This is a genomic window from Streptacidiphilus sp. EB129, from assembly GCF_041262645.1.
Taxonomy (GTDB): Bacteria; Actinomycetota; Actinomycetes; order Streptomycetales; family Streptomycetaceae; genus Streptacidiphilus.
Window position 1 is genome coordinate 1 of record NZ_JBGCCS010000017.1, and the last position, 21,572, is coordinate 21,572.

The window sequence follows — 21,572 nt, forward strand, 5'->3', positions numbered from 1 at the left end:
CCCCGGGCCGCCACGGCCGGGCGCTGCCCCGTCCCCGCGGCGGGGCCCCGGCGCGGCCCCCCCCCCCCCCCCCCCCCCCCCCCCGCGCGGCCCCCCCCCCCCCCCCCCCCCCCCCCCCGCCACGGGGTTGTTCGCGTCCCGGCCCGTCTAGTACGGCAGCAGCCGGCTGGTGTCGAGGGTGAAGCCGAAGGGGGCGGGGATGTGGACGGTCTCGCCGAAGGCGGCGTCCTCGCGAAGGCGGTAGCGCCCGTTCTCGGGTTCGCTGAGCAGGGTCACGGTCTTCTTTCGCGCGTCGACCAGCAGATACAGCGGGATGTGCATCAGCGGATAGTCGCGGACCTTCCCCTCCCAGTCGTTCTCGGGGTTGGACGGGGAGACGATCTCCACGGCGATGAGGGCGAGCTCGGCGGGGAGCGCGCTGTCCGTGGTGGTCATTGCCTCCTCGGGCAGGTAGGTCAGATCCGGGTTCCGCAGCTTGCTGATCGCGGGCGATTCGAGGTCGCTGTTTTCCGTGGCGATGTACCCGTCCGGAACGTGGGCGTCGAACTGTCGCCGGATGTTGCTCAGGTTCCGCTGGTGGATGGCGGACGGTGAGGCCTGCATGATCACGATGTCACCAGAAAACTCGACTTTCACCTTGGAGTCGGCGAGCTGTCGGGCCTGATCGAGGAGTTCACGGTGCCGTGGCTGCATGGTCCTCATGGTATGGGCTCACGCCCAACACGGTGGAACAAGGCGGCGTGCGCCCGGTGTGCCCGGCGCGGGCAGACCGGGCGCACGCCGTCGGCGGGTCAGGCCTTGCGGAGCCAGAAGGTGAGGCCGAGGGGCTCGTCGGTGAAGGCGGCCGCGCCGTCCCAGTCGGCTTCGCCGGAGGCGAAGTCGGTGGCCAGGACCTCGTCGGCGATCAGCGTCGCGTGGGCGGTGAGGGCTTCCGCGGTCGCCTCGTCGGTCGCCGAGTAGCGGAGCGTGATCCGGTCGGCGACGTCAAGGCCGCTGTTCTTGCGGGCCTCCTGGACCTGCCGGATGACGTCGCGGGCCAGGCCCGCGAGCCGCAGCTCCGGAGTGATGTGCAGGTCCAGCGCGACGGTGGCACCGGCCTCGTTGGCAACGGCCCAGCCCTCGCGCGGGGTCTCGGTGATGATGACCTCGTCCGGGCCCAGCTCGACCGGCTCGCCGTTCAGCTGGACCGTCGCCGTTCCGGTGGCGCGCAGCGAGGCCGAGAGGGCGGCCGCGTCGGCGGCGGCGACGGCCTTGGCCACGTCCTGGACGCCCTTGCCGAAGCGCTTGCCCAGCGCGCGGAAGTTCGCCTTGGCGGTGGTGTCCACCAGCGAGCCGCCGACCGCGGCCAGCGATTCCAGCGCGGTGACGTTCAGCTCCTCGGCGATCTGCGCCAGCAGCTCGGCGGGCAGTTCCTCGTAGCCCTGCGCCGCGACCAGCGCGCGGGACAGCGGCTGACGGGTCTTCACGCCGGAGTCCGCGCGGGTCGCACGCCCCAGTTCGACCAGGCGGCGGACCAGGGCCATGTGCCGGGACAGGGCCGGGTCGATCAGCGACTCGTCCGCGACCGGGTAGTCGGCGAGGTGGACCGAGGCCGGGGCGTCCGGCGCGACCGGGACCACCAGGTCCTGCCAGACCCGCTCGGTGATGAACGGGGTGAGCGGGGCCATCAGCCGGGTGACCGTCTCCAGCGCCTCGTGCAGGGTGGCCAGCGCGGCGGGCTCGCCCTGCCAGAAGCGGCGGCGGCCGCGCCGCACGTACCAGTTGGACAGGTCGTCGACGAAGGCGGAGAGCAGCTTGCCGGCGCGCTGGGTGTCGAAGCCGTCCAGCGCCGTGTCCACCTCGCGGACCAGGGTGTTCAGCTCGGACAGCACCCAGCGGTCCAGCAGCGGACGCTCCGCCGGGGCGGGGTCCGAGGAGGACGGGGACCAGCCGGCGGTGCGGGCGTAGAGGGCCTGGAAGGCGACGGTGTTCCAGTAGGTCAGCAGCGTCTTGCGGACCACCTCCTGGATGGTGCCGTGCCCGACCCGGCGCGCGGACCAGGGCGAGCCGCCGGCCGCCATGAACCAGCGCACCGCGTCGGCGCCGTGCTGGTCCATCAGCGAGATCGGCTCCAGGGTGTTGCCCAGGTGCTTGGACATCTTGCGGCCGTCCTCGGCGAGGATGTGGCCCAGGCAGACCACGTTCTCGTAGGAGGACCTGTCGAAGACCAGGGTGCCGACCGCCATCAGCGTGTAGAACCAGCCGCGGGTCTGGTCGATGGCCTCGGAGATGAACTGGGCCGGGTAGCGCTTCTCGAACAGGTCGGCGTTCTTGTACGGGTAGCCGTACTGGGCGAAGGGCATCGAGCCGGAGTCGTACCAGGCGTCGATGACCTCGGGCACGCGGACCGCGTCCAGCGCGCAGCCGGGGCTGGTGCACGGGAAGACGACCTCGTCGATGAACGGGCGGTGCGGGTCCAGGTCGGCCAGGTCACGGCCGGTCAGCTCGGACAGCTCGGCGAGCGAGCCGACGCAGCTGAGGTGGCCCTCCTCGCAGCGCCAGATCGGCAGCGGCGTGCCCCAGTAGCGGTTCCGGGACAGCGCCCAGTCGATGTTGTTGTTCAGCCAGTCGCCGAAGCGGCCGTACTTGACCGTCTCCGGGAACCAGTTGGTGTTCTCGTTCTCGCGCAGCAGCGCGTCCTTGACCGCGGTGGTGCGCACGTACCAGGACGGCTGCGCGTAGTAGAGCAGCGCGGTGTGGCAGCGCCAGCAGTGCGGGTAGCTGTGCTCGTACGGGACGTGGCGGAACAGCAGGCCACGGGCCTGCAGGTCGGCGACCAGCGCCTCGTCGGCCTTCTTGAAGAAGACGCCGCCCACCAGCGGGACGTCCGGCTCGAAGGTGCCGTCCGGGAGCACCGGGTTGACCATGGGCAGCCCGTAGGCGCGGCAGGTCGCGAGGTCGTCCGCGCCGAAGGCGGGGGCCTGGTGCACCAGGCCGGAGCCGTCCTCGGTGGTGACGTACTCGGCGTTGACGACGAAGTGCGCGCCCTCGACCGGGACCAGCTCGAACGGGCGCTGGTAGGTCCAGCGCTCCAGCTCGGCGCCGGTGAAGCGCTCGCCGGTGGCGGTCCAGCCCTCGCCCAGGCACTTCTCCAGCAGCGGCTCGGCGACGACCAGCCGCTCGGTGCCGTCGGTGGCGACGACGTAGCTCACCGACGGGTGGGCGGCGACGGCGACGTTGGAGACCAGCGTCCACGGCGTGGTCGTCCAGACCAGCAGCGAAGCCCCTCCGGCCAGCGGGCCGGAGGTGAGCGGGAAGCGGACGTAGACCGAGGGGTCGACGACGGTCTCGTAGCCCTGGGCCAGCTCGTGGTCGGACAGGCCGGTGCCGCAGCGCGGGCACCACGGGGCCACCCGGAAGTCCTGGACCAGCAGGCCCTTGTCGAAGATCTGCTTCAGCGACCACCACACCGACTGGATGTAGTCCGGGTCCATGGTGCGGTAGGCGTCGTCCAGGTCGACCCAGTAGCCCATCCGGTGGGTGAGGCTCGCGAAGGCGTCGGTGTGGCGGGTCACCGACTCGCGGCACCTGGCGTTGAACTCGGCGATGCCGTAGGCCTCGATGTCCTGCTTGCCGGAGAAGCCGAGCTCCTTCTCCACGGCGAGCTCGACCGGCAGGCCGTGGCAGTCCCAGCCGGCCTTGCGGGCCACGTGGTGGCCCTTCATGGTCTTGTAGCGCGGGAACACGTCCTTGAAGACGCGGGCCTCGATGTGGTGCGCGCCCGGCATCCCGTTGGCGGTCGGCGGGCCCTCGTAGAACACCCATTCGGGGCGGCCCTGGGACTGCTCCAGACTGCGCTGGAAGATCTTGTTGTCCTGCCAGAAGGAGAGGATCCCGTGTTCCAGTGCGGGCAGGTCTACCTGGGCGGGGACGGGTCGGTACTGGGCCATGGTGTCTGGTTCCTCCGGCGGGCGCGTGTACGTCGTGCGGCTTCCGACGAAGGGACGAGGCCGAGCTGCGGGCCCCGCGGTACCACCCTCCTTGGCCGTGCGCGCGAACACGCACAGCCCCCTCATTAGGGGTTGCGGCCGGTTCTACTCGACCCGCGCCGACACGCGCGGTTCTTTCCTCCGACGGCTCCGGGGTGATCTTCCCGTCGCGCACACCCCCGGGCTTCCACCGGCCCCGGGTCGCTCCTGGCTGCGTGCGGCGGTACTCGTCCCCATCCACGCCTTGCGGCGTCAGTCTATAGGGCTTGGCGAGCGAATTTCTGCGGACGCCGGAGGGGTGACGCGCCGGTAACGATGACTGAAGGCGATTATCGGGTCACGTTCTGGGCACACATCCGTCGAGTCAGAAGCCAAGGGACATGCAGCGGTATGTCCCGTTGTGGTGGGATTCATCACGCATTATCGTTCCGGCACCACCAGTACGTCCGAACGCGCGCAGCCGCGGAGTCCGCGGTCGGCGCGACCAGCCATTAAGGGGTCACACGCATGGCGGACAAGGCAAGGAGCGGGGCCGTCGGTACGCGCCGCGCGGGATCGTCCGTGGCAGACCCGGGGGAGGGCACAGTGACCCGACAGAAGACCGGCGCGGCGACCAGGACCGCGGCCGGCGCCCGCGGCAGCGCGGCAGCGGTTGTCAGCGCCGGGACTGCCGGCCCGGGGGCCGCGGGGGCCTCCGGGGCGGGCACCACGCAGGCGACCGCCGCCGGAGCGATCCCGGTACGACCGGGCGAGGACCTGTGGACCGAGGCCGAGGTCACCGAACTGCGCGAGGAACTGGCGGCCGAGGCCGCCCAGCTGCGCGCCGAGATCACCGCCTCGGAGCAGACGCTCAACGGCCTGATGCGGGACTCCGGCGATGGCGCGGGCGACGACCAGGTCGACGCCGGCACCAAGAACATCTCCCGCGAGCACGAGCTGTCGCTGGCCGCCAACGCCCGCGACATGCTGGCGCAGACCGAGCGGGCACTGGGACGGCTGACCGGGACCGGCTTCGGCGTCTGCGAATCCTGCGGCAACGCCATCGGCAAGGCCAGGCTCCAGGCCTTCCCCCGGGCCACCCTCTGCGTCCAGTGCAAGCAGAAGCAGGAGCGCAGGTAGGAACGGTGCGGCCGGCGGCGGACGGGCGGGGCGGCGGAGCCCGTCCGGCGGCGACACGAGCGGGTAACAGTGTGCCGTGGCGGTGCGGGCCAGCCCGTGTCGCTGATCCGCTGTGCCGTAGGCTCGATGATGGACGTCCACTCGACTCGGTGTAGCGGAGCGCATCATCAGTACCCCAGGTTTCCAGAAGGCCCCCGCCGCCGCGGCCGGCCCGGAGTCGGGCCCGGAGGCGGAGCTGCCCGAGGCCGCGGCCGACGCCGCGACCGGGCCCACCGCCCGGTCCGGAGCCGACGACGCCGCGACCGGGAAGCGCCGGCGCAGGGTCGGCGTGCTGCTCTCGGTCGCGCTGCTCGCCTACCTGCTCGACCTCGGCAGCAAGCTGCTGGTGGTCGCCAGACTGGAGTACCACGAGCCGATCCGCCTGGTCGGGGACTGGGTGATGCTGCAGGCCACCCGGAACCCGGGGGCGGCCTTCGGGATGGGCGCGGCGATGACGATCGTCTTCACCGTCATCGCCACCACCGTGGTGGTGGTGATCTCCCGGCTCGCCCGCAAGCTCTACAGCCTGCCCTGGGCGGTCGCGCTGGGCCTGCTGCTGGGCGGTGCCTTCGGCAACCTGACCGACAGGATCTTCCGCTCGCCGTCCACCTTCCGGGGCGCGGTGGTGGACTTCATCTCGGTGAAGCACTTCGCCGTGTTCAACCTCGCCGACTCGGCGATTGTCTGCGGCGGCATCCTGGTCGTGGTGCTGTCGTTCCTCGGCACCAACCCGGACGGCACCTCGCTGCGCGACGCCGGGCGGGAGACCGGGCCGCACGAGGCGGCCGAGGCCGAGGCCGAGCCGGCCGACGGCACCGTCCCGAAGGCCGATCCGCAGACCGCCGTGAAGCCCGGTGCGCAGACCGGCGCGCAGACCGCCGCGGATGGCGCGGAGGCCCCGGCGGAGGCCGATCCGAAGGCCTGATGGCGGGCCGACCGCCCGCGTTCCGGCATACTCGTACCGGTGAGCACCGTTCCGCAGATCCGTAGCCTGCCCGTACCCGACGGCCTTGAGGGCGAGCGTGTCGACGCCGCCATCGCCCGGATGTTCGGGTTCTCCCGCACCAAGGCGGCCGAGCTGGCCGCCGACGGCAAGGTCCTGCTGGACGGGGCGGCCGTGGGCAAGTCCGACCGGGTGATGGCCGGATCCTGGATGGAGGTCGAGATCCCGGCCCCGCCCGCGCCGGTGCAGATCGTGGCCGAGCGCATCGACAACATGCGGATCGTGCACGACGACGAACACCTGGTGGTCGTGGACAAGCCGGTCGGCGTGGCCGCGCACCCCAGCCCCGGCTGGACCGGCCCCACCGTCATCGGCGGCCTGGCCGGCGCCGGGTACCGGATCTCCACCTCGGGCGCGTCCGAGCGCCAGGGTGTGGTGCACCGGCTGGACGTGGGCACCTCGGGGCTGATGGTGGTGGCCAAGTCCGAGCTCGCCTACACCCTGCTCAAGCAGCAGTTCCGCGACCGGGTGGTGGAGAAGAAGTACAACGCCCTGGTGCAGGGCCACCCCGACCCGATGTCCGGCACCGTGGACGCGCCGATCGACCGGCACCCCACCAGTGACTGGAAGTGGGCCGTGGTCGCCAACGGCAAGCCGTCGGTGACCCACTACGACCTGATCGAGGCCTACCGGGCCGCTTCGCTGCTCGACATCAAGCTGGAGACCGGCCGCACCCACCAGATCCGGGTGCACATGTCCGCGCTGCGGCACCCCTGCGTCGGCGACATCACCTACGGCGCCGACCCGACCCTGGCCAAGCGGCTGAAGCTGACCCGGCAGTGGCTGCACGCCGTCGAGCTGGGTTTCGAGCATCCCTCCGACGGTCAGTGGGTACAGTTCCGCAGCGAGTACCCCGAGGACCTCTCCCGTGCGCTGGAGATCATCAGTGCTGAAAGCTGACATACGCGTCGCCGAGAGCGAGCAGGACATGGCGGCGGTGCACGCGGTGCGCCGGGCCGTGTTCATCGTCGAACAGGGCATCCCCGAGGACGAGGAGTGGGACGAACTCGACGCCACCGCCCTGCACCTGCTCGCGGTCGACCAGGACGGCGCGCCGCTGGGCACCGCCCGGCTGATCCACGGCGAGCAGGCCCTGGCGATCAGCGGCCGTCCGGACGCCCCGCTGCTGGGCCGCCTCGCGGTGCTGCCCGCCGCGCGCGGCACCGGCCTCGGGGTGGCGCTGGTCCGCGCCGTCGAGGAGGCCGGACTGGCGCGGGGCGCGCGCGAGCTGGAGCTGCACGCGCAGGTCCCCGCGCTCGGCTTCTACGAGCGGCTCGGCTACCTCGCCGAAGGCCCGGAGTACCTGGACGGCGGTATTCCGCACCGCACCATGACCCGGTCGCTGGCAGGCTGATCAGCAGGATCGCGAGCATTCCCGGGCGGACCGGTCATCAGGGTCTCCCTGACGCGAGAGGGGGCCGGCGGCATGGCGCAGCTGACGCTGCTGTTCCTGGTGCTGCTGGCCGCCATCGTCACCACCCCGCTCGCCCGCCGGTTCGGCGTCCCGCAGCCGGTGCTGATGACGCTGATCGGCATCGTCATGGCGGTGCTGCCGTTCGTCCCCGACATCAGCCTCGACCCGGACCTGATCCTGCCGCTGGTGCTGCCGCCGCTGATCTACGCGGCGGCGCAGCGCTCCACCACCCGCTTCTTCCGGGCGAACTCCCGGGTGATCCTGCTGCTCGCGGTCGCCCTGGTGCTGGTCACCACGGTCGCGGTGGCCTGGGCCGCGCGCTGGATCGCCCCGGCGCTGCCGCTGGGCGCCGCCGTCGCGCTGGGCGCGATCATCTCGCCGCCGGACCCGATCGCCGCCGCCGCGGTGGCCGGCAGCGTGGGGCTGCCGCGCCGGCTGCTGGGGATCCTGGAGACCGAGGGCCTGTTCAACGACGTCACCGCGCTGGTGGTGTACGGGCTGGCGGTGGACGCGGTGGTGAACGGTCGTTTCTCCACCCTGTACGCGGCGGAGCGGCTGGCGCTGTCGGCGGTGCTGGCGGTGGTGTTCGGGATCGGCCTGGGCTGGCTCAGCGGCAAGGTGATGTCGCTGCTGGACGACCCCACGCTGCAGGTGGGGCTGAGCCTGCTGATCCCGTTCGCGGCCTACTCGCTGGCGGAGGTCCTGCACGGCTCGGGGGTGCTGGCGGTGCTGGTCTGCTCGCTGTGGATCAACGACCGCGCGGTGGGCGCCGACGACGTCGGCTTCCGGCTGGTGGGCAGCGCCTTCTGGGACGTGGTGGAGCTGCTGATCTCGGGCATGGCGTTCGGCCTGATCGGCCTGGAGCTGGCCAGCGTGCTCAAGGAGGTGGGCCACAACTGGCGCGGGATGCTGGGCGACGCCGTCCTGGTGATCCTGGTGGTGGTCGGGGTGCGGCTGCTGTGGCTGCTGCCGGGCGGCTGGGTCACCCAGTGGTGGGACCGCCGCCGGGGCGTCCGGGAGGAGGCCGCGCCGATCAGCTGGCGCGAGTCGCTGGTGCTGTGGTGGTCCGGGATGCGCGGGGTGGCCTCGGTGGCGCTGGCGCTCGCCGTCCCGTACACGGTGGACGGCGGGGCGCCGTTCCCCGGCCGTGCCGAGATCGTCTTCATCGCCTTCTGCGTGGTGCTCTTCACCCTGCTGGTGCAGGGGCTGAGCCTGGCCTGGGTGGTGCGCCGGCTGCACCTGAGCCGGGACGAGGACGCGGAGGACGCGGCCGAGCGGCAGCTCTGGTACCGGGTCTCCAAGGCCGGGATCCGCCGGCTGAAGGAGCTGGCGGAGCGCGAGGACCTGCCGGAGGAGCTGGTGGACCGGCTGAAGCAGCGCCAGCTGGACCGGGTGGCCCGCACCCGCCCGGACATCTACGACGAGGAGCAGCGCCGCGAGTACCGGGAGCGGGCGGTGCGGATGCGGCGGTTCCGCGAGGTCGAGCAGGAGATGCTGGCGGCCGGCCGCGCGGAGATGCAGCTGGCCCGGATGGAGGCGGGCGCCGATCCCGAGCTGGTGGACCGGGTGATCCGCACGCTGGACCTGCGCAGCGCCCCGCTGTAGCGCGGGGCCGGTGTCCCGCGGGTGGCTGGGGCGGGCTCCGACGGGATTCGGTCCGGGTGCTATATCCTGTTTAAGGCGATATGAATGGATATTGACACCCGTCCGACATGTGGCGTCTGTCTCAGTTCAAAATTTATCTGATGGCTCGTCAAAAATAGCTGACAGGCCGTCAAGTCTCGCCGAGGGCGCGGTGCCTATTACCTGACTAGGCGTCAGAAATAGTCCGCAGTTGGGGTGTTGCAGGCGATTCCGGGACTGCGCCCGGCTCTCCGGCGGACTAGCATCGACCGGGTCGTTGACGAGAAGAGGACCCATGACCACGGCCGTGCACGACCAGCTGACGGACGGTGACGTCGCCCCCAGCGGCCTCGCGCTGTTCCCCGGCCGCCCGGCACACCCCGCGCGGACCCTTCTCGACCTCCTGGACGCCACGGTGAAGGCGCACCCGGACGAGCCCGCGCTGGACGACGGGAGCACCGCGCTGAGCTACCGCGCGCTGGCCGCCCGGGTCGACACGCTGCGCCGCACCCTGGCCGGCGCCGGGGTCGGCCCCGGCGACCGGGTCGGGGTCCGCATCCCCTCCGGGACGCTGGACCTCTACGTCGGCATCCTGGCGGTTCTCGCCGCCGGCGCCGCCTACGTCCCGGTCGACGCCGAGGACCCGGACGAGCGTGCCGCGCTGGTCTTCGGCGAGGCCGGGGTCTGCGCCGTGCTGGGCGCCGGCAACGAGCTGGCGGCGCACCGGCCGCCGCAGGGCACCCCCGGCACCCGCCCCGGGCTGGACGACGACGCCTGGATCATCTTCACCTCCGGCTCCACCGGCAAGCCCAAGGGCGTCGCGGTCAGCCACCGCAGCGCCGCCGCCTTCGTCGACGCCGAGGCCGCCCTGTTCCAGCAGGACGAGCCGCTCGGCCCCGGCGACCGGGTGATGGCCGGCCTCTCGGTGGCCTTCGACGCCTCCTGCGAGGAGATGTGGCTGGCCTGGCGCTACGGCGCCTGCCTGGTCACCGTCCCGAGGTCGCAGGTCCGCAGCGGCGCCGACCTCGGCCCCTGGCTGCTGGACCAGGAGATCACCGTGGTCTCCACCGTCCCCACGCTGGCCTCGCTCTGGCCCGCCGACGCGCTCGGCGACGTCCGGCTGCTGATCTTCGGCGGCGAGGCCTGCCCGCCCGAGCTGGCCGAACGGCTGGCCACCGAGGGCCGCGAGGTCTGGAACACCTACGGGCCCACCGAGGCCACCGTGGTCGCCTGCGCGGCGCCGCTGACCGGCGCGGCCCCGGTCCGGATCGGCCTGCCGCTGGACGGCTGGGAGCTGGCCGTGGTCGACGAGCAGGGCCAGGTCGTCGCCATGGGCCAGAGCGGCCAGCTGGTCATCGGCGGGGTGGGCCTGGCCCGCTACCTGGACCCGGAGAAGGACGCCGCGACCTACGCCCCGCTGGAGTCGGTCGGCTGGGAGCGCGCCTACCGCAGCGGCGACCTGGTGCTGGCCGAACCCGAGGGCCTGGTCTTCCTCGGCCGCGCCGACGAGCAGGTCAAGCTCGGCGGCCGCCGGATCGAGCTCGGCGAGGTCGACGCGGTGCTGCAGTCCCTGCCCGGCGTCACCGGCGCGGCGGCCGCCGTGCGCACCGCGCGCGGCGGCAACCAGCTGCTGGTCGGCTACCTGGTCACCGACCAGGACGCCTTCGACCACGACGCCGCCGTCGCCACACTGCGCTCCGCGCTGCCCGCCGCGATGGTCCCGCTGCTCGCGCAGGTCGAGGACCTGCCCACCCGTACCTCCGGCAAGGTCGACCGCAACGCCCTGCCCTGGCCGCTGCCCGGCGCCGCGCGCCAGGAGCGGGCCGAGCAGCTCTACGGCACCGAGGCCTGGCTCGCCGAGCAGTGGACCGACGTCCTCGGCGTGCCGGTGACCGGTGCCAAGGACGACTTCTTCGCCAGCGGCGGCAGCAGCCTCGGCGCGGCCCAGCTGGTCACCCTGCTGCGCGGCCGCTACCCGGCCGCCGCCGTCAGCGACCTCTACCAGCACCCGGTGCTGCGCGACCTCGCCCGCCGGCTGGAGGCCTCCAGCCAGCGGGCCGGCGCCGTCCGGGAGATCCGGCCCACCCCGCGCCGGGCCGGGCTGCTGCAGACCCTGATCACCCTGCCGCTGCTGACCGTGGTCGGCCTGCGCTGGACCGTCGCGCTGGCGGCGGTGGCCGGGCTGCTCGGCTGGAGCCACACCGCCCCGTGGTGGGCGCTGGCCCTGGCCGCCGCGGTTCTGTGGACCCCGGCCGGGCGGATCGCGGTCGCGGCCGGCGGCGCCCGGCTGCTGCTGCGCGGCGTCGAACCCGGCGACCACCCGCGCGGCGGCAGCGTGCACCTGCGGCTGTGGACGGCCGAGCGGCTGGCCGAGGCGGTCCGGGCCACCGACCTGTCCGGCGCCTGGCTGGTCCGCTACGCCCGCGCGCTGGGCGGCAAGGTCGGCCCCGACGTCGACCTGCACACCCTGCCGCCGGTCACCGGCATGCTCAGGCTGGGCAAGGGCTGCGCGGTCGAGGCCGAGGTCGACCTCAGCGGCTGGTGGCTGGACGGCGACATCCTGCGGATCGGCCCGGTCCGGGTCGGCGCCGGCGCCGCCGTCGGCACCCGCAGCATCCTCTTCCCGGGCGCCAGGGTCGGGAAGCGCGCCGAGATCACCGCCGGATCCGCCGTCACCGGCCAGGTCCCCACCGGCCAGCGCTGGTCCGGCGCCCCGGCCGCCAAGACCGGCCGCGCCGAACACGCCTGGCCCAAGAACCGCCCCGCCCGCAAGGCCCGCTGGGCGGCGCTGTACGGGGCCAGCGGCCTCGGGCTGACGCTGCTGCCGGCGGCCGCCGCCGTGCCCGCGCTCCTGGTGCTGCGGCAGCTGTGGTCGCAGCCGCTGCTGGCCGTCCCGCTGGCCACGCTGGCCGGGGCCGCCGCGTACGCGCTGCTGGTACTGGTCGCGGTCCGGCTGCTCAGCGTGGGCCTGCGCACCGGGCACCACCCGCTGCACAGCCGCACCGCCGTGCAGGCCTGGACCGTGATCCAGCTGATGGACCTGGCCCGCAACAGCCTCTTCCCGCTCTACGCCAGCCTGTTCACCCCGGCCTGGCTGCGCGCCCTGGGCATGAACGTCGGCCATGGCGTCGAGGCCTCCACCGTGCTCGCGCTGCCCAGCATGACCACCGTCGGCGACGGAGCGTTCCTCGCCGACGACACCCTGGTCGCCCCCTACGAGCTGGGCGGCGGCTGGCTGCGGATCGACTCCGCCGAGATCGGCGTCCGGGCGTTCCTCGGCAACTCCGGGATGACCGCCCCGGGCCGCTCGGTCCCGGACCGGGGCCTGGTCGGCGTGCTCTCGGCCACCCCGAAGAAGGCCAAGAAGGGCAGCTCCTACCTCGGCATGCCGCCGATGAAGCTGCCCCGCCGCGCCGACAGCGCCGACCAGAGCCTCACCTACGCGCCCCCGGCCCGGCTGCGCTGGCTGCGCGGCGCGGTGGAACTGCTGCGGCTGGTCCCGGTGATCCTCTCGGCCGGGCTCGCGGTCGCCGTGCTGGACGTGCTGTACCGGATCGCCGGGAGCGGCGGCTACCTGCTGGCCGCGTTCGCCTCCGGCGCGGTGCTGCTGGCCGCCGGGGTGTTCGCCTGCCTGCTGGCGCTGGCCGCGAAGTGGCTGCTGATCGGCCGGTTCCGGGCGGTGGAGCACCCGCTGTGGAGCGGGCACGTCTGGCGCAACGAGCTGGCCGACACCTTCGTCGAGGTGCTCGCCGCGCCCTGGCTGCTGAACAGCGTCCTGGGCACCCCGTTGCTCAGTCTGTGGCTGCGCGGCCTCGGGGCCAGGATCGGCAGGGGCGTGTGGTGCGAGAGCTACTGGCTGCCCGAGGCGGACCTGGTCACCCTCGGCGACGGGGTCAGCGTCAACCGCGGCTGCGTGCTGCAGACGCACCTGTTCCACGACCGGATCATGCGGATGGACACGGTCACCCTCCAGGAAGGGTCGACCGTCGGCCCGCAGGGTATCGTCCTGCCCGGGACCACCATCGGCGCCCGCACCACCCTCGGCCCCGCGTCGCTGGTGATGCGCGGCGAGTCCGTGCCCGCGGACAGCCGCTGGCTGGGCAACCCCATCGCGGCCTGGCCCGAGCTCTGACCCGAGCCCTGAAAGGCCCCCGGAGCGGGATGAACAGTGGAGCAGAACAGCGTTGAGCCCCAAGCAGTCGCCGTCCCCGCAGCAGCGGACCCCGCAGGCCGTGCCGTCCTCGCAGCCCCGGCCCGCGGCTGACCCGTACTTCCCGACCCACGGCGACGCCCGCTTCCACGTCCACCGCTACGAGTTGGCGCTCGACTACCGCCCCGCCCCGAACCGGCTGGCCGGCAGCGCCCGGCTGACCTGCCTGGCCGGCCCCGCACCGCTGACCGAACTCGCGCTGGACTTCGCGGACTTCCGGATCACCCGGGTACTGCTGGACGGCCGCGCCGCACGCTGGACGCACCGGGCGGGCAAGCTGCGGCTGCGCCCGGTCAAGTCGCTGCCGGCCGGCGCGGCCTTCACCGTCGAGGTGCACTACAGCGGCAACCCCCGTCCGGTCCGCAGCGACTGGGGCGACCTGGGCTGGGAGGAGCTGGAGGACGGCTCGCTGGTCGCCAGCCAGCCGATCGGCGCACCGTCCTGGTACCCGTGCAACGACCGGCCCGCGGACAAGGCCGCCTACCAGATCTCGGTCACCGCCCCCAGCCCCTACACGGTGGTCGCCAACGGCAGACTGCTCTCGCGCACCGCCAGAGCCGGCAGCAGCACCTGGGTCTACGACCAGCCGGCGCCCACCGCCAGCTATCTGACCACGGTTCAGATCGGGCACTACCGCGAACTCCCGATCGCGGCAGGGCCGGTGCCGCAGCTGGCCTACGTCCCGGCGCGGCTGAGCTCCGCCGCCCTGACCGACTTCGGCCGCCAGCCGGCCATGCTGGAACTGTTCACCGAACTGTTCGGCCCCTACCCCTTCGGCGAGTACTCGGTGGTGGTCACCGACGAGGAACTGGACGTCCCGGTCGAGGCCCAGGGGCTGTCCACCTTCGGCGCCAACCACGTCGACGGCCACCGCGGTTCGGAGCGGCTGATCGCGCACGAGCTGGCGCACCAGTGGTTCGGCAACAGCGTCACCATCGCCGACTGGCGGCACATCTGGCTCAACGAGGGCTTCGCCAAGTACGCCGAGTGGCTCTGGTCCGAGCGCTCCGGCGGCCGCAGCGCGGCCGAGCACGCGGCCCTCGCCCACGCCGGGCTCGCCGACCTGCCGCAGGACCTGGTGCTGGCCAACCCGGGCCGCAGCCTGATGTTCGACGACCGGCTCTACCAGCGCGGCGGCCTGGTGATGCACGCCCTGCGCGGCGTCCTGGGCGACCCGGCGTTCTTCGCGCTGCTCCGCGAGTGGGCCACCGAGCACCGCAACGGCGTGGTCACCACCGCCGACTTCACCACCAGCGCCCAGCGCCACAGCGCCGCCCCGCTGCACGCCTTCTTCAACGACTGGCTCTACGCCACCACCCTCCCACCCCTCCCGGCCCTCCCGGCCCCCGCAGCACCGCCCGCAGCCCCGTCCGCGCCCGCCGCCCCGATAGCCGCGCCCGCCCCCGCACCTCCGACCGCCCCCGCCGCGCCGTCCGCGACCCAGCAGGCGGGCAGCGCCGCCGCAGCCCTGTCCCCCCGCCGCTGGCTGCGCCGCGAAACCCGCCGCTGACCCGCGACGAGCCGCGCCCGCCCGGCGCCACGCCGCCAGCGTGGCCGGTATGGACTACGCACGGATGCTGGAGATCGCCGACGAGCTGGCGAAGCTGCCCGAGTCGTGGACTGTGGAGATCTCCGGAGACAACGTCATCCTGGTAACGGCTCCCAGCAATCCCCACCAACTCAACGTCCGCCGCGCCCGTCAGCAACTCGACCCGCAGGTCCAGCGGACCCGGCCGGGGTGGGTCGCCGAGAATGAGCCGGAAGTCGCCGTTCCCGGAGTCAAGCGCAAGCGCCGCCCCGACCTGGTGGTCTGCCGGGAGAGCGCCCTGGAACGCGGCACCGCACTGGACGTCGCCGACGTCCTGCTGGAGTGCCAGGACGGTTCGGGACCTCGCGCCAGCAGCGTGAATCGGACCGTGTCCTACGCGTCGTCGCGGAAGAAGTGGCTCCAGCGCTCATCGATGGTGGCGTCGGTGACCTGCTGGGGACCCTGCGTCGACGGGTTCGGACTCCAGACGGTCGATCTCTGCGTCGATCTCGGCGAAGACTTCGCGTTCCCGAGTCGTGCGGCGGGCGACCTCCATCGCGGTGCCGGACACGAGGGCCGAGAAGAGTTGGTGGTCGTGAGCGAGGCGCGCGCGTACGACCAGATCGTTCACGGCGGGGCCGGCTGTGGGCTCGGCGGGCAGGTGCGTGCCTGCGCGTGCCGCGTCCAGCCTGGTGCGCAGGGAGCGGATGTCGGCGCTGAGTCGGTCCTGGCCAGGCGGCAGGTCGAGCTGGTTCAGTGCCAGGTGTTCCGCGCGGGCCTTCGCTGCTATCAGATCATTGAGATAGCCTGGCGCGTTCTCCTGCTCGGCCAGGGTGGGCAGGTCAGCGAGGAGCTGCCCGGTGCGCATCAGGTGGATGCCGGTGAGCAGGACCCGGAAGGTGTAGAGCAGGGGTTTGCGTTCCCCGGTCCTGGCGAACAACTTCCACTGTGTGGCGGCGAAACCCTGGTAGTGGTCGGCATGGTGGCTGGTGAGCAGACCTGGTACCAGATCGGCCAGCTCGGCGTGAACCTGCGTGGTGTGCACCACGAGCGGCGAGAGGAGCTGTTCGAGGACGTAGCCGTTGGGGCGCAGCAGCAGTCGGGCGAACTTCGCCAGGTCGTGGGTGACCAGGTCCATCTCGACTCCGTCGCGGTCCCACATCCGCGAGAGCGTCTGGACCGGGGCGCGCAGCCCGGCCAGGTCGGTGACCGGCAGCAGATGCGCGCCCCGCAGGTCGATGTCGGAGTCAGCTGAGGGGAATCCCTACAGGTGGGCACCCGAGACGGTGGCGAATACCAGCGGATGCGGGTATTCGGCGACGATCGGCCGCAGGTCCGGTAGGAGTGCTGCCTGTGCCGCGTAGTCGGGGCTCATGTGGGCTCCCAGAACGCCCTGCGGACCCGCAGCAGCCACGCCTCGACCGCGGCGGTGTCCGGCTGCTCGGGCAGCGCGGTGCGCGCGGTGCCGAAGCGGGTCTCCGCCTCGGCCATGAACGGCACCGCCACTTGCGGGTTGGCCGCGACCTGCTCGCCGAAGGCGAGGTACCGCTGCGGATCCGCCAGCCGGATGACCACGTTCCCCGTCGTGTACAACTCGAAGCCCTGATCGACGAGGCGCATCAGGTGCCGGGCGTGCTTGGCGGCGCGGTTGCGGGTCTCGCCGGAGAATGCGCCGTCGCCGCGGTTCAGCAGCTTCCTGAACTGCTGGGTCGCATAGCCCAGATAGGCGTCGCGGGTTCGTTTTGCGGACAGGAACGCGGTCCGCAGGGCGATCGCCTCGTCGCCCAGGGGCGTGCGCGACTCGTAGAGGTCTTCAGGCAGCCACAGCAGTTCGGTGGCGGTCGGGTTCCCGGCCAGGATCAGCCGCGCGGCCTTGCCTGCTTCGTGGAACGTCGCGTCCGGTTTTGTTGTCACCCGGCTTTGTGCCGGGGCGCTCAGGGCGAGCAGCGTCTGGGTTGGCGTGGCGAACATTCCCAGCCGGTCCACGTCCGAGCCCGCCCCGGCCAGACCGTAGGCCGTGGAACCCACGATCCCGGACAACAGCACCGTGCCGTAACCCTCAAGCTGAGTCGCCACTCGCCCTCCCCTCGGATCACGGCGATCATGTCGCCCAGGCAGCACCCGATTTTTACCGGGCTGCGAAGGGCCGGGTCAAGCGGGTTTCCGCAGTTCAAGGCCCCGCACCCGTTGCGGTACACGCCTCACTCCGCGCCAGAGCGGAGGTGCGGAATCGCCAAGGCGAGTGGCGACAGACTTGGCTGCTGCCAGGCGCATCGCCTCCAACCGCTGATCGGCGGCGGCTCGACCCCTCAGGCGTTCGACCGCCCTGCCGCGACGAGCGGCGCCTGCCCGGCACCGCTGATATGTACTACGCTTGGTACATGTCGATGAAGCGAACCAACGTCTATGCCGACCCCGAGGACCTCGCGATCATCAAAGAGGCGGCCAGGCGACGCGGCATCAGCGAGGCTGAGATAATCCGCCAGGGTATTCATCTTGCCGCCATGGCCAACCGGGTCTGGGACGAGCCCCTTTTCTCGCGCACCTTCGAGGGGCCGGGGCGGACCCCGACCAGGAGCGACGTGCGGGATGCTGTTGCCGACGCGGTCCAGAGCGAGACCGGCCAGGGGTCCGCCGCGTGATCATCGTGGTCGCGGACACATCCGGTCTCCTGGCGGCTCTCGATTCCACCCACCCGGAGCACCATGCGGCGAACCAGGCGATCATGGCGGCCGGCCTCCTGATCGTGTCACCGTTGCTGCTGGCCGAACTTGATCACGTCGCCACGCGTGAGCTGGGCCGCGAGGCAGCAGTGAGCGCGGTCGACGACATCCGACGCTGGATGCGCCTGGGGCGCGTCGTAGCACCCGAGATCACCGAGTCCCACCTCGCGGCTGCGCAGTCCGTTCGAGCCCGTTACGCCGCTCTCGGTCTCGATCTCGCGGACGCGGTGAACGTCGCCCTGGCCACCGACTACGACACGGACGCCGTCCTCACGCTCGACCGCCGCGACTTCCGCACGGTACGTCCGCTCGGGCGGCACAAGGCATTCCGGGTCCTGCCCGACGATCTCCCACTGTGACTGCCCTGGTGGTTCGCCGGTTCAGGCCGCGGTGGCCCAGACGCCGGGGCCGAGGAGGCCCTTGATGTCGCTGGCGAAGCCGCTCTCCGGGTCGACCAGGAAGCCCAGTTCGAAGAGCACGCTCCTGGTGTGACCCTCCATCAGCAGCCGGACCGGTACGTCGCCGGGGTGGGCGCGCATGGTGCGCTTGAGCTCGGCGATCAGCTGGGGGGTGATCTTCCGCTCCGGGATGTTGAGCTGGATCGGCGGCTTGCCCCCGTGCTCCGCGGAGGAGATGTCCACCGGGGCCATCTCCTCGCCGAAGACGCTGATCGCCCCGTCCCGCTCGTTCAGCCGGCCCCGGACCGAGATCACGTTGTCCTCGATCAGCTCGTGTGCCACCAGCTGGTACGCCTTGGGGAAGTAGAGCACCTCCATGGTGGCGTCCCGGTCGGCCAGGGTGACGATGGCCCAGGGGTTGCCCGCCTTGTTGATCCGCCGGTCCACCGAGGTGATCAGACCGCAGAGCTTGACGAAGCCCTCGGTCCTGCCGGAGCCCAGGAGTTCGGCGATCGAGCTGTCCCGGTTGCGGGACAGGATGTGCTCGGTGCCGTCCAGCGGGTGGCTGGAGACGTACAGGCCCAGCATCTCCCGCTCGGTCGAGAGCAGGTGCTTGCGCGGCCACTCGCGCTCGTCCACCTGGAAGTCCAGGCCGATGGTCGGGCTGCCGCTGCCGTCGTCGATGGCGCCGAAGAGGTCGTCCTGGCCGATCGCGGCCTGCTTCTTGACGCCGATCACCGCGTCGATCGCGGTCTCCGCGACCGCGACCAGACCGCGCCGGGTGTGCTGCAGCGAGTCGAAGGCACCGGACTTGATCAGCGAGTCCACCGCGCGCTTGTTGCACACCGGCAGCTCGACCTTGTCCAGGAAGTCGGCGAAGCTGTTGAACTTCCCCTTCTCCCTGCGGGTCGCCACCAGCGAGTCGATCACCGGCAGACCCACGTTGCGGACCGCCTGCAGGCCGAAGCGGACGTTGTCGCCGACGGCGGTGAAGTCGGCCACGGACTCGTTGATGTCCGGGGAGAGCACCTTGATCCCGGCCGACCGGGCGTCGGCGAGGTAGATCGCCATCTTGTCCTTGTCGTCGCCGACCGAGGTCAGCAGCGCGGCCAGGTACTCGGCCGGGTAGTTGGCCTTGAGGTAGGCGGTCCAGTAGGAGACCAGGCCGTAGGCGGCGGAGTGCGACTTGTTGAACGCGTAGCCGGCGAAGGGGACCAGCACGTCCCACACCGCCTGGATCGCCTCGTCGCTGTAGCCGCGCTCCTTGCAGCCCGCGTGGAAGGGGACGAACTCCTTCTCCAGGACCTCCTTCTTCTTCTTGCCCATGGCCCGGCGGAGCAGGTCGGCCTGTCCCAGGCTGTAGCCGGCCAGCACCTGCGCGGCTCGCTGCACCTGCTCCTGATAGACGATCAGACCGTAGGTCGGGCCGAGGACCTCGCTGAGCGGCGCCTCCAGCTCGGGGTGGATCGGGGTGATCTCCTGCTGGGCGTTCTTCCGCAGCGCGTAGTTGGTGTGCGAGTTCATGCCCATCGGGCCCGGCCGGTAGAGCGCCGAGACGGCGGAGATGTCGGCGAACTCGGTGGGCTTCATCAGCCGCAGCAGTGCCCGCATGGGCCCGCCGTCGAGCTGGAACACGCCCAGGGTGTCGCCGCGCGCCAGCAGGTCGTAGGTGGCCGGGTCGTCCAGTGGGATCTTCTCGGTGTCGACCTCGACACCACGGTTGGCCTTGATGGTCTTCACCGCGTGATCAATGATGCCCAGGTTCCGCAGACCCAGGAAGTCCATCTTGATCAGACCCATCTCCTCACAGGACGGGTAGTCGAAGCCGGTGATGATCACGCCGTCCTTGTCCCGCCTGTGCAGCGGGATCAGCTCAAGGAGCGGGGTGGAGGAGAGGATGACGGCGGCGGCGTGCACGCCGGTGCCGCGGATCAGGCCCTCGATGCCCTTGCCGGTGTCGATGATCTTCTTGACGTCCGGTTCGTTCTCGTACATCGCCCGGATCTCGCCGCCCTCGCTGTACCGCGGGTGCGAGTCGTCGAACAGCGCGTAGAGCGGGACGCCCTTGCCCATCACGTCCGGGGGCATGGCCTTGGTGATCCGGTCGCCCATGGAGAAGGGGTAGCCCAGGATCCGGTTGGAGTCCTTGACCGCGGCCTTCGCCTTGATCGTGCCGAAGGTGTTGACCTGCGCGGTGTAGGCGGCGCCGTACTTCTCGGTGACGTAGCGGACCATCTGGTCGCGCTGGCGGTCGTCGAAGTCGATGTCGACGTCGGGCGGGTTGATCCGCTCGGGGTTGAGGAAGCGCTCGAACAGCAGATCGTGCTCCAGCGGGTCCAGCTCGGTGATCCGGGTCAGGTAGGAGACCATCGAACCGGCCGCGGAGCCACGGCCCGGGCCGACCGGGATGCCGTTGTCCCGGGCGTGCTGGCAGATGTCGGCGACCACGAGGAAGTACGCGTCGAAGCCCATCGGGGAGATGACGCCCATCTCCAGCTCGACCCGGTCCAGCACCTCCTGGCTGGGGTTGTCGCCGTAGCGCAGCTGCAGCCCGGCCTCGATCTTCCGCCGCAGGAACGAGGCCTGGGTCTCGCCCTCCGGGACGTCGAACTGCGGCATCCGGTCGACGTAGGTGAAGACCTCGTCGTACGGCTCGATCATCTCGGCGATGGCGAGGGTGTTGCTGCAGGCCTCGGGCAGCTCCCGGAACATCTCCTGCATCTGCTCGGCGGTCTTGATGTAGTAGCCGGAGCCGTTGAAGCGGAAGCGGTTCGGGTCGTCCTTGTTCTTGCCCACGCCGATGCAGAGCAGGTTGTCGTGCGCGTCGGACTGGTCCTCGGTCACGTAGTGCGAGTCGTTGGTGGCCAGCAGCGGGATGTTCAGTTCCCTGGCCAGCCGCAGCAGGTCCTCGCGGACATTGCGCTCGATGTCCAGGCCGTGGTCCATCAGTTCCAGGAAGTAGTTCTCCCTCCCGAAGATCTGCTGGTACGCGTCGGCCGCCTTGACGGCCTCCTCGTACTGGCCGAGCCGCAGCCGGGTCTGCACCTCGCCGGAGGGGCAGCCGGTGGTGGCGATGATCCCGGCACTGTTCTCGGCGATCAGCTCGCGGTCCATCCGGGGCTTCATGTAGTAGCCCTCGATGGACGCCAGCGAGGAGATCTTGAACAGGTTCCGCAGCCCCTGGGCGTTCTTCGCCCACATGGTCATGTGGGTGTAGCGGCCGCCGCCGGAGACGTCCTTGCCGCCCTCGCCGTCCGCGTTGGCGCTGCGCTGCCCGCCCGGAGCCCAGAACACCGGCTTCTTCTCGAACCGCGAGCCGGGCGCGACATAGGCCTCGATGCCGATGATCGGCTTGACCGGGCTCTTGGCCGCGATCTTCTGGAACTCGTACGCCCCGAACATGTTGCCGTGGTCGGACATCGCCACGGCGGGCATGCCCTGCCGTTCCACCTCCGCGATCAGCTTGCTGTTCTTCGCGGCCCCGTCAAGCATCGAGAACTCGGTGTGAACATGCAGGTGAACGAAGCTGTCGGCCACGGTTCGGGCG

The 21,572-nt window shown here is 71.5% G+C and carries 12 protein-coding genes and 2 pseudogenes; 9 read left to right on the forward strand and 5 right to left on the reverse strand.

Going from position 1 to position 21,572, the window contains the following annotated elements; genetic code table 11:
• Positions 1-147: 147 nt before the first annotated feature.
• Both ABH925_RS21165 and ileS read right to left on the reverse strand, forming a co-directional pair.
• Positions 148-693 carry a Uma2 family endonuclease gene (locus tag ABH925_RS21165; protein ID WP_370150139.1) on the reverse strand — a complete coding sequence of 182 codons (546 nt, stop codon included), beginning with the start codon at positions 691-693 and terminating at the stop codon, positions 148-150.
• A gap of 98 nt (positions 694-791) precedes the next feature.
• A complete protein-coding gene (gene ileS, locus ABH925_RS21170) occupies positions 792-3,929 on the reverse strand; it encodes an isoleucine--tRNA ligase (protein ID WP_370150141.1) in 3,138 nt (1,045 codons plus the stop codon).
• Between the two features lie 624 nt (positions 3,930-4,553).
• On the opposite strand from ileS, the gene ABH925_RS21175 reads away from it, so the two are divergent.
• The 7 genes and pseudogenes from ABH925_RS21175 to ABH925_RS21205 all read left to right on the forward strand — a co-directional run bounded on the left by ABH925_RS21175 (position 4,554) and on the right by ABH925_RS21205 (position 14,886).
• Entirely contained in the window at positions 4,554-5,087 is a 534-nt protein-coding gene (locus ABH925_RS21175) for a TraR/DksA family transcriptional regulator (RefSeq protein WP_370150143.1), read from the forward strand.
• 163 nt (positions 5,088-5,250) lie between these two features.
• Positions 5,251-5,880, forward strand: a pseudogene (gene lspA / locus ABH925_RS21180) (signal peptidase II); the annotation flags it as partial.
• Between the two features lie 210 nt (positions 5,881-6,090).
• On the forward strand, positions 6,091-7,029 hold the full coding sequence (locus ABH925_RS21185) for an RluA family pseudouridine synthase (RefSeq protein ID WP_370150144.1): 939 nt from the start codon (positions 6,091-6,093) through the stop codon (positions 7,027-7,029).
• A 28-nt stretch (positions 7,030-7,057) separates the two neighbouring features.
• Positions 7,058-7,483: a GNAT family N-acetyltransferase gene (locus ABH925_RS21190; RefSeq protein ID WP_370150357.1), complete on the forward strand. Its 426-nt coding sequence runs from the start codon at positions 7,058-7,060 to the stop codon at positions 7,481-7,483.
• 72 nt (positions 7,484-7,555) lie between these two features.
• On the forward strand, positions 7,556-9,148 hold the full coding sequence (locus ABH925_RS21195) for a Na+/H+ antiporter (RefSeq protein WP_370150145.1): 1,593 nt from the start codon (positions 7,556-7,558) through the stop codon (positions 9,146-9,148).
• Between the two features lie 313 nt (positions 9,149-9,461).
• Positions 9,462-13,298, forward strand: a complete 3,837-nt coding sequence (locus ABH925_RS21200; RefSeq protein ID WP_370150147.1) for a Pls/PosA family non-ribosomal peptide synthetase — start codon at positions 9,462-9,464, stop codon at positions 13,296-13,298.
• Between the two features lie 52 nt (positions 13,299-13,350).
• Positions 13,351-14,886: a M1 family metallopeptidase gene (locus tag ABH925_RS21205; RefSeq protein ID WP_370150149.1), complete on the forward strand. Its 1,536-nt coding sequence runs from the start codon at positions 13,351-13,353 to the stop codon at positions 14,884-14,886.
• A gap of 619 nt (positions 14,887-15,505) precedes the next feature.
• On the opposite strand, the pseudogene ABH925_RS21210 reads toward ABH925_RS21205, so the two are convergent.
• Positions 15,506-16,279 (reverse strand): annotated as a pseudogene (locus ABH925_RS21210) (DNA polymerase beta superfamily protein); the annotation flags it as partial.
• Entirely contained in the window at positions 16,276-16,980 is a 705-nt protein-coding gene (locus ABH925_RS21215) for a DNA polymerase beta superfamily protein (RefSeq protein ID WP_370150150.1), read from the reverse strand. The gene ABH925_RS21215 and the pseudogene ABH925_RS21210, both read right to left, overlap by 4 nt.
• Positions 16,981-17,285: 305 nt before the next feature.
• On the opposite strand from ABH925_RS21215, the gene ABH925_RS21220 reads away from it, so the two are divergent.
• A complete protein-coding gene (locus tag ABH925_RS21220; protein WP_370150152.1) occupies positions 17,286-17,546 on the forward strand; it encodes a CopG family transcriptional regulator in 261 nt (86 codons plus the stop codon).
• On the forward strand, positions 17,543-17,986 hold the full coding sequence (locus ABH925_RS21225) for a PIN domain-containing protein (RefSeq protein ID WP_370150154.1): 444 nt from the start codon (positions 17,543-17,545) through the stop codon (positions 17,984-17,986). The genes ABH925_RS21220 and ABH925_RS21225 overlap by 4 nt, the downstream gene beginning before the upstream one ends.
• 21 nt (positions 17,987-18,007) lie before the next feature.
• On the opposite strand, the gene dnaE is transcribed toward ABH925_RS21225, so the two are convergent.
• Positions 18,008-21,562, reverse strand: coding sequence for a DNA polymerase III subunit alpha (gene dnaE, locus ABH925_RS21230; protein WP_370150156.1), 3,555 nt, complete (start codon positions 21,560-21,562; stop codon positions 18,008-18,010).
• Positions 21,563-21,572: the final 10 nt, after the last annotated feature.